Below are 12090 nucleotides of genomic sequence, written 5' to 3'. Positions count from 1 at the left end.
TCGTCAGGATATCGCCATGATCGCGGAAGCGCTTCAATATCTCGCCACAGCAGCGCTTACGGGCAGCGCGCACCGCCGCTTCGTGCGCTATTCAGTCAATCTCTGGTCGCGCGCTGGCCGCTGCAGCCGGGATTGGGCAGCCCATGAGGCCAACAGCAAGGAGGCCATTTCCACCGCGATATCAGGCCTCACGCAGCAGCGGACCGCTGTCGTGCTCGGCTCCGGATTGCTCCGAGACGTGCCGATCGAGCAACTGGCCGCGAGCTTCGATACGGTGGTTCTCGTCGACCTCGTGCATCTGGCGTCCGTGCGCCTGCGGCTGAAGGGCAAGCGCTATCGGAACGTGCGGCTGATCGAACGCGACCTCTCGGGCTATGATGACCTGGAGGCAGGGCGAAAGCCCGAGCCGCTCGGCTTCCTCAGAAGCGTGCCCTATCTCGATTTCGTCGTGTCCGCCAACCTGCTCTCGCAGATCGGGCGGGGCGTCAAACGGCGATACGAGGCCGAAGCCTCTCCCGGAATGCCGGCGGATACAGTGGAACGACTGATCGCGGCCCATATTCATGGACTGGCCGACCTGCCCTGCCGGACCTGTCTGGTCACCGATATCTCCTACGCCGTCATCGATCGCACCGGCAAGGTGCATGAGGAAGCCGATCTGCTGCACGGCGCTAAGCCACCTCAAGGGAAAGCCGGCTGGGACTGGCCCGTCGCGCCATTCGGCGAGGAGAGCCGCGACTACCAGATCGTGCACAAGGTCATTGCCGCCTGATCAGGCCGCTTGGCTTTTCGCCTGCAGCTGCCTATGTTTCTCCCATGCGCGCTTTCGCCCTCATAACGATGTTCTTCGGCTGGCTGGTCTACAGCACCATGTCCGCATGGGCGGGTTGCCCGACCTGCGCGTCGATGAACATGGCGGTTCAGGCCGAAATCGGCGCGGCGCATCTCCACACCGATGGCATGGACATGGGCGGCATGATGTCGAAGAGCGACATGGCCGCCAAAAACAATTCCGCAAAAGATCCTTGCGCCACGGGTGCCGCCCATATGCCGCTCTGCGCCGCCTGCATGGTGATGCCGCCGGCCTATTTCATTGCCGATGACGGCAAGGCGGCTTTTGCCTATCCGGCTCCGGCGCTCGACCGGGCATTGAGGGACAACAGGCCCGCGCCTCAGGCGCCGCCTCCCCGCTTGATCTGACCAATACTTTGCAGAAAGGCAGCTGCTGGCTGTCACCGGAACCTATTGTCAGACAGAGGAAGGAATACTCATGTCTCTGAAAATTATCACCCTTTCCGCACTCGTCGCCTTGGCGGCGCCGGCCTTTGCCGAAGATATGTCAACGATGGACATGTCCAAGCACATGGGTGGCCATGGTCCATCCAGCCAGGCCTTCACAGAGGCCAATGACAGGATGCACAAGGACATGACGATCAAACTGAGCGGCGATACCGATGTGGATTTCGTCCGCAGCATGATCCCGCACCATCAGGGCGCGATCGACATGGCGAAGATCGAGCTGCAATACGGAAAGGATCCCGAGATCCGCAAGCTCGCCGAAGACGTCATCAAGGCACAGGAGGCAGAAATCGCCGAAATGAACGCCTGGCTGAAGAAGCACGCCAAGTAAGCGCGCGAGGAATGCGAGGGCCGCCGTCGGAAGCGGCGGCCCTTTTGTTCCGGCCTGTTTTATTAGGCCTTGGGCTCGAAATCGACCGGCCGGCGGCCGGCGGCCTGGCGGGAAAGCATCCAGCCCGGATATTCCGAAGCGAGCGCGCTGACCTCGTCGAGGCGCTTGATGTCCTCACCATCGAGCTTCAGCTTGACGGCTGCGAGGTTCTGGTCGAGTTGGTCGACACGCTTGGCGCCGATGATCACGGTCGTCACGAAGGGCTTGGCAAGAATATAGGCAAGCGCCACGGTGGCGACACTCACGCCATGCTTTTGAGCGATTTCGCGCATGACGGCGACACAGGCCCAGGCCCGGTCCTTGTCGACAGGCGGAAAATCGAAATTGGCGCGGCGTCCTTCGCCATTGCCCGGTGCGCCCGGACCATATTTGCCCGAGAGGAGGCCGCCGGCGAGCGGCGACCAGACCATGAGGCCGAGCTTTTCTTCCTGCAGCAGCGGCACGATATCGCGTTCGAGGTCGCGGCCCGCAATCGAATAATAGGCCTGGACGGTTTCGAAACGCGCATAATCCTTGCGCTCGGAAATGCCGAGCGCCTTGGCGATGCGCCAAGCCTGCCAGTTGGACACGCCGACGTAACGCACAAGCCCACGGGACACGAGATCGTCGAGAGCGCGCAATGTCTCGTCGATCGGGGTAACCGGATCGGTGGCATGGATCTGGTAGAGATCGATATGGTCCGTCTGCAAGCGCTTCAGGCTCGCCTCGACGGAATCCATGATGTGGCCGCGCGAGGCGCCACGATCGTTCGGCTTGTCGCCCATGACGCCATAGACCTTGGTGGCGATGACGACATCCTTGCGCGGAACACCGAGGTTCTTCAGCGCCTGGCCGAGCAGCCGCTCGGATTCACCGAAGGAATAGACGTCTGCGGTGTCAATGAAATTGACGCCTGCATCCAGCGAACGCTGGACGATCTCATCGGCCGCCTTCTGGTCAACATCGGCTATGGCGCCCCAGGGGGTCCCTTCCTTGGCCTCCCCGAATGTCATGGTGCCAAGGCAGATTTCAGATACGAAAAGTCCTGTATTTCCGAGTTGATTGTAACGCATGTCGAGAAATTCCCTTGTGTCTGCCGCGATAGGGGCTTGCGGACTGCTGAACTCTATTTTTGATTATTGGCCTGCGCGCAGCAGGAACAGCCGGGGCTGGCTGCAAGGTGAGGCATTTTTCATCTAGGTCGCCGACCCGCGTTTTTCAACGGAGCCCGGCTCTGTCCAGCGCTGCGGCTACGCCCTTGTCTCGACACAGGCGAGGAATAAATTGCTTCTCGTATTTCTAGAGGGCGCATTTCAAGAGGTGCGCATATGACCGCCCGACCATTGACGACGATCGGCTTCGATGCCGACGACACACTCTGGCAGAACGAACATTATTACAGGCTGACGGAAGAGCATTTTACCAGACTTCTTGCCGATTTCGCCGACGGCGTGAAGATTTCCGAACGGCTTCTCGAGGCGGAGAAACGCAACCTTGCCCATTACGGCTTCGGCATCAAAGGCTTCACGCTATCGATGATCGAGACGGCGATCGAGGTCACCGAAGGCAAGGTGCCGTCGAGCGTGATTGCCAAGATCCTCGATACCGGGCGCGACCTTCTGTCCCATCCGGTCGAAACCCTGCCGCATGTGCGCGATACGCTGGAAACGCTCGCCGGAAAATATCTGCTGGTCTTGATCACCAAGGGCGACCTCTTCGACCAGGAGCGCAAGCTCGCCCAGTCCGGGCTTGGCGATTATTTCGATGCTGTCGAGATCGTCTCAGACAAGACGGCTGTCACCTATCGGCGCATCTTTTCCAAGGTCGGCGATGGGCCGGAGCGAGCGATGATGGTCGGCAATTCGCTGAAGTCCGATATCGTCCCGGCCATCGCCGCCGGCAGCTACGGGGTCTTCGTTCCGCACGAACTGACCTGGGTGCTCGAGCATATCGAGGAACCGAAAGAAGCGCCGCGCTTCCGCAAGATCGTCCATCTTGGCGAACTGCACGGGCTGATCGACGGTCTCGGCTGAAGCAGCTTTTGCTTTAACTACTTTCGTTTCGGAAAGAGCGACGGCTGCTCCGGCTGTTCGGTCGCCGGCTTGGCCGGTTGCGGGGCGGCCGCGAGCGGCTCGATCAGAATGCTGTAAGGCGCGCCCAGCCCGCGCCGCGGCGAAACCTTGGAATAGTAGGGACGCAGCAGCCACGTGGCGTTTTCCTTGACCGTCGTCTCATAGCTGGTGCCATCCTCGTCCGTGCCGAAGAAGGCCTCGTCATCGGGCTTCGACAGGTCGAAGATCGCCAGAAAAGCAAATTTGCTTTTCGTCTCGAAGCTGATCTTCACATGCTGGCCGGCACGCACCGGAAGAGTATAGACATCGCTATTGCCGAACTTGGTCCAGCCCTTCAGCTGCATGGTTACGGCCGGGAACTGCAGCTTTTCCAGCTTCTCGCCGGGATCGAGTTGCGGCGTCTGCGCAAGGGCAGCCGGAGCGAAGAGAAAAAGCGCTGCGGCAAGGGTGGCAATTGACTTGATCGGCGATTTCATGGGCGCACCAATGCTGCGCGCATCGCCTCCACTTCGGCGCGGCAGAAGCAGCCTTCGAGATGATCGTTAACGAGACCCATTGCCTGCATGAAAGCATAAACTGTGGTCGGTCCAACAAAGGTCCAGCCGCGCTTCTTCAAATCCTTGGATATCCTGACAGACGTCGCCGTTGTCGGATTGGCAACGATATGTTCCCGATCAACCACGGCTGGCCGATCTTCTGCGCGCGGCTCGTAACTCCAGAAATAGCGGGCCAGAGAGCCGAATTCGCCTCTGAGATCAATCGCACGCCGCGCGTTGTTGATCGTGGAGACGATCTTGCCGCGGTGACGGATGATGCCGGCATCGGCAAGGCAGCGGGCGATATCCTCGTCGCCGAAGCGTGCCACTTTCTCGAAATCGAAACCGGCGAAGGCAGCGCGGAAATTTTCCCGTTTGCGCAGGATCGTCAGCCAGGAAAGACCGGACTGGAAACCTTCGAGACAGATCTTCTCGAAGAGCCTGATGTCATCGGTCACAGGCCTGCCCCATTCCTGATCGTGGTAACGCAGATAGTCAGGGAGATTCGCGTGCCAATGGCAGCGGCTCTTGCCATCCTCGCCGATGATGATGCCGGTTTCGCTCATGCTTTTATCTCTTTTTGCGGCTTCGAATCCGGCTTTACCATTTGCAAACCTTCTTTCCAAACCGAACGATAACCCTGACGAAAAGTTTATCCGGTCCTTCGTCTTTTAATGAATCCACATTTACCATTCGCTGGCTGACGCGGTGGCAGCATGACCGCAGGCGGACAATTTCGCCAGCGCATTTTCGGTCATTTGTAGAGAGTTCGTCCGATGATGAAACCCCTTGTTCTTGCCGCAGCCATGCTCGGCATTCTGTCCACGGCCGCCCTTGCAGACGACCGCTATGCTTCCCGTCCACCCGTGGTGCTGAGCCCTGACTTGACCGCCCCCTGGATCAATCAGCTCGGCGGCGGCCGGGTCCGTCCCGTCGTTTACCAGCGTCCCGTCGTCTATCAGCAGCGCGGCCTTTTCCAGCAGCGCCGGACATACATCCAGCGCGCGCCTCAGCCGGCGCCGCAAACCGTTTCGGCCGTCCGTCCCGGTATTCCCGTCATCCGCGGGCAGGTCGAGCCGCAGTTCCTGCCGCAGATCGTCGATTACGATAACAAGGAAAGACCCGGCACGATCATCATCGATACCAATAATCGCTTCCTCTATCTCGTGATGGATGGGGGCAAGGCGCGCCGCTACGGCGTCGGCGTCGGCAAGCCCGGCTTTGAATGGGCAGGCGCCCACAAGATTACCCGCAAGTCGGAGTGGCCGGACTGGACCCCGCCTTCGGAAATGGTGAGCCGTGAAGCCGCCAAGGGCCATTATCTTCCCGCTCGCATGGATGGTGGGCCGGAAAATCCGCTCGGTGCTCGCGCCATGTATCTCGGCTCCACTCTCTACCGCATTCACGGCACAAACGCGCCCTGGACGATCGGCAGCGCCGTCTCCTCCGGCTGCATCCGCATGCGCAACGAGGACGTGGTCGACCTTTTCGACCGCGTCAATGTCGGCACCCGCGTCATCGTGATGTAATGACCAAATAACACCGGCGGGCGACAAGAACAGCCGTCCGCCGGATAACAAAAAACCGTGTCCCTCGCCTCTCCGACTTGAAATTCAAACCGATTTGACTAGCCTCTACGCAGTCCTGAAGGAGAGGGTATCGAATATGAAGCAATTTCTGAGGCTCGCAGCGGCGGCGGCCGTTGCGTTGTCCTGTACGGTTGTGACCGTCAGCGCTGAACCGGTCATGACGGCAACGGACGCCGTGCGTGGCGTCAAGCAGACCCGCGAGATCAAGCCGCAGTTCCGCAAGCGCGTGGTTCGTCTATCCACCAGCGAGAAGCCCGGCACGATCATCGTCGATACGAACAACAAGTTCCTTTACCTCGTGGAAGGCAACAACCGCGCCACGCGCTATGGCATCGGCGTCGGCCGTGATGGTTTCGGCTGGTCGGGTGTGGTCACGGTCGGCCGCATGTCGGAATGGCCGAGCTGGACACCGCCGGCGGAGATGCGCGCCCGCGAGGCCCGCGAAGGCCACAATCTTCCCGCCGTCCAGCCCGGCGGCCCGGACAATCCGCTCGGTGCACGCGCCATGTATCTCTACAAGGGCGGCCGCGACACGATCTTCCGCATTCACGGCACCAACCAGCCCTGGACGATCGGCCTCAACATGTCCTCCGGCTGCATCCGCATGATGAATGACGACGTTTCGCACCTTTACAGCCGCGTTTCCGTCGGCACCAAGGTCATCGTCGTCGGCCCCGGCAACAAGCAGGGCAACGTCGCCTTCCAGGACAAGGGTATCGACATTCTGCGGACCATGTTTGGCGGTTGAGCAACACATTCAATAAAAATAAAGGCGCACCCGGTGCGCCTTTTTCTCCTTTAAGATTGTGACACAGAACTCTGCCACAGAATTGAACCGATAACCTTTCTGGTATTTCGGGGATATTCAATGGCATATGCATTGCGTCTTTCCACCTCGCTCGTGGCCACCTCGCTTCTGGCCCCCTCGCTTCTGGCAGGCCTTGCGTTTTCCGCTCTCGCATCGATGGCCGGCACGGCTTCGGCTGAAGATCTGGAATTTTCCATCTATGGCGGTTACCAGACGGCACCGCATAGCCATATCGATGTATCCGATGGCACCTCCTTCAGCGCCGGCTGGGAAGGCAAGTCGTTCGGCAGCCCGCCTTACTACGGCGGTCGCGTCACCTGGTGGCTGGGCGATTTCAATCTGCCGAACTGGGGCGTGTCTCTCGACTACACCCATGACAAGGTTTATGCCGACGACGAGACCATGGCGCGTTCACCGGGCTGGACGCATTTCGAATTCACCGACGGCCTGAATCTCCTGACGGTCAACGGCCTCTATCGCTTCAAGGACCCGGCTCGCCGCTGGACCCCCTATCTTGGCGCCGGCGTCGGCGTGAACATTCCGCATGTCGAAGTCACCCGTCCCCAGGGCACGACCTTCGACTACGAATTCGGCGGCGTAACCTTCCAGGCGCAGGCCGGCGTCGACTTCCGCGTCACCGACAACTGGTCGACCTTCGTGGAATACAAGGGTACCTATTCGCGCGTCGATGTTCCGATCGATAGCGGCGACCGCCTGAAGACGAACATCGTCACCAACGCGGTCAATGTCGGTATCTCCTATCACTGGTGATCCGGAGCAATTCCAGCAAAAGTGTCAGCGGTTTCGCTGGAATTGCGTCAAACGGAGAGAGGTCCGGGACTATTTCTTGCCGCAGCTCACCTTGCCTTCGACGACGAAGAAGCTTGTGCTGCCTTCGATCCGCAAGCTGTAGGTGCCGCCGAAATCCGGCGAGGTCTTGCCGTGCTGGCTTGCGAGAACCGCGAGATCCAGTGACTCGCTTTCGGCGTCGGCCCCTTCTGTCGTGAAGACTTCCAGGCGCAGATCGCCATCACGCGACCAGCGGTTCGTCAAATCCTTCGATTCGAGGATCCGCTTGCCGAAATTCTTGGATTTATTGTCGTCCTTGAGCATCAGCGCACCGCGGAAATGGATCAGCTGATGGCCGCCTCCATCTTCAAAAGCGCTTTCGAGCGTGAAGCGCACATCCTTGTCGTCTGCAGAACAGAAATAGCGGCCGTCTGCGTGCGCCGCACCAGCCGCGCCGAGCAATACGGCAAGCACCATCAATCCACGCCACATAGCCAGAACTCCTGAGATCGGCCCACGAAATCGGCCAATGAATCGGTGTATTCAGGCTAGCGGCAAATCCCTTAATTTTTCAGGCACAGCACCACCGTACGCCCAGTCCAGAAGCTCGACAGTGTGCAGGATCGGTATTGATGTGCCCGACCTGATCTGGGTGATACAGCCAATATTGCCCGTGGCGATGATATCCGGTTTCGTCGCTTCGATATTCCTGACCTTGCGGTCCCTAAGGCTTGCGGAAATATCCGGCTGCAGAATGTTGTAGGTGCCGGCGGAGCCGCAGCAGAGATGGCCTTCGGCCGGATCGCGAACGGTGAAACCGGCCGCCTTCAGCAGGTGCTTCGGCGCGGTGGTGATCTTCTGGCCATGCTGCATCGAACAGGCTGAATGATAGGCAACCGTAATGCCTTTTGGCGTGTGAGCGGGCAGTTCGAGGCCGGCCAGATATTCGGTGATGTCCTTCGCAAGCGCCGACACGCGCGCCGCCTTGCCGGCATAGGCAGGGTCGAGGCGCAGCATGTGACCGTAATCCTTGATCGTCGTGCCGCAGCCGGAGGCGGTGATGATGATCGCGTCGAGGCCGCCAGCCTCGATCTCGCGGATCCAGACATCGATATTGGAACGCGCCGAGGCGAGCGCCTGTTCTTCGCGGCCCATGTGGTGAACCAGGGCGCCGCAGCAAGCCTCGCCTTCCGGCACGACGACCTCGACGCCCAGGCGCGTCAGCAGCCGAATGGTTGCCTCGTTGATGGCGGGATCGAGAACAGGTTGCGCGCAACCTGTCAGGATCGCGACGCGGCCGTGACGCTCGGTCTGAGGCTGATGACGACCGGGCCGGGCGAAAGGCGATTGTGCCGGAACGCTTGACGGCGCAAGCGCCAGCATGGCTGCAAAAGGCTTCCGCGCCTCGCCGCGCAGCATGCCGGCAAACGGACGGCCGATGCGGGCAAGCGCAAGGGCCGCGCGAAAGCGACCGGGATAGGGTAGCACCGCCGCCAGAATGGCGCGCGTCAGCCGGTTCATGACCGGCCGCTTATAGGTCTTCTCGATGTGAGCCCGCGCATGGTCGACCAGATGCATGTAGTCGACGCCGGAGGGACAGGTGGTGGTGCAGGCAAGGCAGGAAAGACAGCGGTCGATATGGGTGACGACCTCGGTATCGGCCGCACGGTCGTTCTCCAGCATGTCCTTGATCAGATAGATGCGTCCGCGCGGGCTGTCGAGCTCGTTGCCGAGGGTGACATAGGTCGGACAGGTAGCGGTGCAGAAACCGCAATGGACGCATTTGCGCAGGATCTGCTCGGATTCGGCCACATGCGGATCGGCAAGCTGGGCGAGAGTGAAGTTGGTCTGCATTTCAGTGTCTCGCCATCTTGCCCGGATTAAGTATCCCCGCCGGGTCGAAGCTTTCTTTCACCCGACGCGACAGCAAGGCCACGGCCTCTTCCTCGGGATGGAAGGCCGATATCGCGGCTCTCGCACCGGCCGGGGCGCGGATCAGCGTCGTGTGGCCACCGCCGAGCGCCTTGACGAAACGGCGGAGGAGATCGGCCTCGGGATCGGCCTCCATGCGCATCCAGACGAGCCCCCCCTGCCAGTCGTAGAACGCATCGACCCCAGCTTCGAGCCTTAACGCCGCGACCAGCTGGTGGCCGATATCAGGTGCGACCGACACGCGCCAGACAGGTCGCTGCGTTTGATCGGCATAGGGGGCGACATCACGGATTTCCTGCCAGAGCTGACGGCTCGCCGTCTGCCCGAGCCTTGCGGCGTGGCCGAAGGGCACCATGGCCGACAGGAGCTTGTCCGCCCGCGCGTCTACAGAACCAGGCAGGCCCTCGATGCGCAGCACTGTTGCCTCTCCCTCCGGCAACTCGCCGCCGAGGAATTTCCAGGTGACGGTCAAGGGTAGATGAGCAGCGCCCGAGACTTCCATGGGCAGGGCCATGGCTGCCGCCATCGCATTTGCGGCTTCGGCATCATTGAGGCCGGAGATGACGACGGTTTCCTCGGCCTTGGGGCGTGGCGGCACGCGGAAGGTCACTTCAGTGAGGAAACCGAGCGTGCCGTGCGAGCCGGAAAGCAGCTTCACCAGGTCGAGGCCGGTGACATTCTTCATTACGCGGCCGCCGGCCTTGACGATCTCGCCCTTGCCATTGACGAAACGGATGCCGAGCAGGCTGTCGCGCGCCGCTCCCGCCACGAGCCGGCGCGGACCTGAGACATTGGCGGCAAAGACGCCGCCGATCGTCGGTTCGCCCGACGTGCCCATCAGGGCGCGGTGGTCCATGGGCTCGAAGGCCATCATCTGGCCGTTTTCGGCAAGGGCCGCCTCGACCTCGGCGATCGGCGTGCCCGCTCTTGCTGTCATCACCATCTCGCCGGGATTATAGGCGACGATGCCGGAGAGGGCGATCGAGCGCATGCGGGCCTCCGCCTCGACTGCATTGCCGAAACCCGAGCGCGTATCGCCGCCGCTGATGGCAAGCGCCCTACCCTCTTGCGCATGCGCGCGGATGATGGCCGCAGCTTCCTCTTCGCTTGCCGGCACCAGATCGATCATGCGGCCGAACGCCCCTCGAGCGGGAAGACTTTTGACGGGTTCAGCAGCCATTGCGGATCGAAGGCTGATCGCGCTGCCATCTGCTGGGCGAGATCGACATCGGAATATTGATGGCGCATCAGGTCGCGTTTTTCGATGCCGACGCCATGTTCGCCGGTCAGGCAACCACCGGCATCGACGCAGAGCCTGAGGATATCGTTGCCGGCCGCTTCGGCCCTGGCGGCATCCTCGGGATCATTGGCATTGAAGAGGATCAGCGGGTGCATATTGCCATCGCCGGCATGGAAGACATTGGCGACGCGCAGGCCATAAGAGGCAACGATTTCCGAGGTGCGCTGCAGCACGAAAGACAGTTGGCTCAGGGGCACGGTGCCATCCATGCAGATGTAATCGGCAATGCGACCGGTGGCGCCGAAGGCCGACTTGCGTCCCTTCCAGATCAACGCCGCTTCGGTGGCCGACTGGCATTCGCGCACGGTCCTGACGCCGTGTTTGCGAGCGATCTCCACGATGCTTTTCAGCATATCGTCCATTTCCGCTTCCGATCCCTCGACCTCAACGATCAAGAGCGCGCCGACATCGAGGGGATAGCCGGCGTGGGCGAAGGCTTCGCAGATCTCGATCGCCGGCTTGTCCATGAATTCGATGGCGACGGGGATGATGCCAGCGGCGATGACATCGGCGACACAGCGGCCGGCCTCTTCCGAGCTTTCGAAACCGAACAGCACAGGACGGGCGCCCTCCGGCTTGGCGATCAGGCGCACCGTCGCTTCCGTGACGATGCCGAGCTGGCCCTCATGGCCACAGACCAGGCCGAGCAGATCGTAGCCTGCGGCATCGAGCGCCTTGCCGCCGAGTTCGATGACCGTGCCATCGGTCAGCACCATCTTGACGCCGAGCAGGTTGTTGGTCGTGACACCGTATTTCAGACAGTGCGCACCACCGGAATTCATGCCGATATTGCCGCCAATCGTGCAGGCAAGCTGCGAGCTCGGATCAGGCGCATAGAAGAAACCGTCCGCCGAGACTGCTTCGGAGATATTGAGATTGGTCACACCGGCCTGAACGACAGCGCAGCGGTTGGCAAAATCGACTTCGAGGATGCGGTTCATCTTCGACAGGCCGAGCACGACGGCATCTTCCTGCGGGATGGCGCCGCCCGAGAGTGAGGTGCCGGCGCCGCGCGGGACGACCGGGATGCCATAGCGATGACAGTATTTCATCACGGCCGCCACTTCCGCGGTCGAACGCGGCAAGGCAACGGCGAGCGGCAGGCGGCGATAGGAGACGAAAGCATCCGTCTCGAAAGGCACGAGTTCGCGCGCTTCGTGGATCAGGCATTCCCGCGGCAGGAGATCGACGAGATCGGCAACGATTTCCTTGCGGCGCGCCAGAACGTCAGGACGCGGAGCGAGGAACGAAATGGCGTCGGACATGGCGTTCTCCCTCGGCCAACATGACGGAAACCGGTGACAAATCCTCCCTGCAACCGGTTCTTTCGGCTTAGCACTTTCCCGATACTGGCGCAAATGTTAAGCACTTATGCCAAAAGGGAAAAAGTTATAA

Annotated in this window: 14 protein-coding genes; 7 read left to right on the top strand and 7 right to left on the bottom strand. The window is 61.0% G+C overall.

The genetic code is table 11. The features are described 5' to 3' along the window. The first annotated feature begins 16 nt into the window (after positions 1-16). The 3 genes from LVY75_13430 to LVY75_13420 all read left to right on the top strand — a co-directional run bounded on the left by LVY75_13430 (position 17) and on the right by LVY75_13420 (position 1630). Entirely contained in the window at positions 17-772 is a 756-nt protein-coding gene (locus tag LVY75_13430) for a hypothetical protein (protein ID XAZ24217.1), read from the top strand. Positions 773-816: 44 nt separating this feature from the next. Continuing rightward, complete coding sequence (locus tag LVY75_13425) at positions 817-1200, top strand: hypothetical protein (protein XAZ24216.1); 384 nt, start codon at positions 817-819, stop codon at positions 1198-1200. 70 nt (positions 1201-1270) lie between these two features. After that, positions 1271-1630, top strand: coding sequence for a DUF305 domain-containing protein (locus LVY75_13420; protein XAZ24215.1), 360 nt, complete (start codon positions 1271-1273; stop codon positions 1628-1630). Positions 1631-1692: 62 nt separating this feature from the next. Here LVY75_13420 and LVY75_13415 read toward each other — a convergent pair whose 3' ends face one another. Continuing rightward, positions 1693-2742: an aldo/keto reductase gene (locus LVY75_13415; protein XAZ24214.1), complete on the bottom strand. Its 1050-nt coding sequence runs from the start codon at positions 2740-2742 to the stop codon at positions 1693-1695. Between the two features lie 255 nt (positions 2743-2997). Between LVY75_13415 and LVY75_13410 the strand changes: the two genes are divergently transcribed. Continuing rightward, positions 2998-3702 (top strand): HAD family hydrolase, encoded by a 705-nt coding sequence (locus tag LVY75_13410; GenBank protein XAZ24213.1) that lies wholly within the window; start codon positions 2998-3000, stop codon positions 3700-3702. 17 nt (positions 3703-3719) lie between these two features. Here the strand turns inward: LVY75_13410 and LVY75_13405 are convergent, their stop codons facing one another. Together LVY75_13405 and LVY75_13400 are read right to left on the bottom strand one after the other, a co-directional pair. Next, positions 3720-4217, bottom strand: coding sequence for a hypothetical protein (locus LVY75_13405; GenBank protein XAZ24212.1), 498 nt, complete (start codon positions 4215-4217; stop codon positions 3720-3722). Next, a complete protein-coding gene (locus LVY75_13400; protein XAZ24211.1) occupies positions 4214-4843 on the bottom strand; it encodes a DNA-3-methyladenine glycosylase I in 630 nt (209 codons plus the stop codon). Before LVY75_13400 ends, LVY75_13405 begins: the two co-directional genes overlap by 4 nt. Before the next feature lie 210 nt (positions 4844-5053). Here LVY75_13400 and LVY75_13395 point away from each other — a divergent pair, with 210 nt between their 5' ends. The 3 genes from LVY75_13395 to LVY75_13385 all read left to right on the top strand — a co-directional run bounded on the left by LVY75_13395 (position 5054) and on the right by LVY75_13385 (position 7445). Continuing rightward, a complete protein-coding gene (locus LVY75_13395; GenBank protein XAZ24210.1) occupies positions 5054-5806 on the top strand; it encodes a L,D-transpeptidase in 753 nt (250 codons plus the stop codon). A gap of 136 nt (positions 5807-5942) precedes the next feature. Continuing rightward, entirely contained in the window at positions 5943-6614 is a 672-nt protein-coding gene (locus LVY75_13390; protein XAZ24209.1) for a L,D-transpeptidase, read from the top strand. A gap of 120 nt (positions 6615-6734) precedes the next feature. Beyond that, a complete protein-coding gene (locus LVY75_13385; protein XAZ24208.1) occupies positions 6735-7445 on the top strand; it encodes a porin family protein in 711 nt (236 codons plus the stop codon). A gap of 69 nt (positions 7446-7514) precedes the next feature. Here LVY75_13385 and LVY75_13380 read toward each other — a convergent pair whose 3' ends face one another. From LVY75_13380 to LVY75_13365, 4 genes are read right to left on the bottom strand one after another with little or no spacing between them, the layout of a single operon-like run. After that, positions 7515-7955, bottom strand: a complete 441-nt coding sequence (locus LVY75_13380; protein XAZ24207.1) for a hypothetical protein — start codon at positions 7953-7955, stop codon at positions 7515-7517. A gap of 51 nt (positions 7956-8006) precedes the next feature. Then, complete coding sequence (glcF, locus tag LVY75_13375; protein XAZ24206.1) at positions 8007-9317, bottom strand: glycolate oxidase subunit GlcF; 1311 nt, start codon at positions 9315-9317, stop codon at positions 8007-8009. A 1-nt stretch (position 9318) separates the two neighbouring features. Continuing rightward, positions 9319-10524, bottom strand: coding sequence for an FAD-binding protein (locus tag LVY75_13370; protein XAZ24205.1), 1206 nt, complete (start codon positions 10522-10524; stop codon positions 9319-9321). After that, positions 10521-11960, bottom strand: coding sequence for an FAD-binding protein (locus LVY75_13365; GenBank protein XAZ24204.1), 1440 nt, complete (start codon positions 11958-11960; stop codon positions 10521-10523). The genes LVY75_13370 and LVY75_13365 overlap by 4 nt, the downstream gene beginning before the upstream one ends. Positions 11961-12090 lie beyond the last annotated feature (130 nt).

The organism is Sinorhizobium sp. B11, from assembly GCA_039725955.1.
Lineage (GTDB): Bacteria > Pseudomonadota > Alphaproteobacteria > Rhizobiales > Rhizobiaceae > Rhizobium.
The sequence above is the reverse complement of the archived record's forward strand: the minus strand, read 5'-3'. Positions and strand labels throughout refer to the sequence as shown.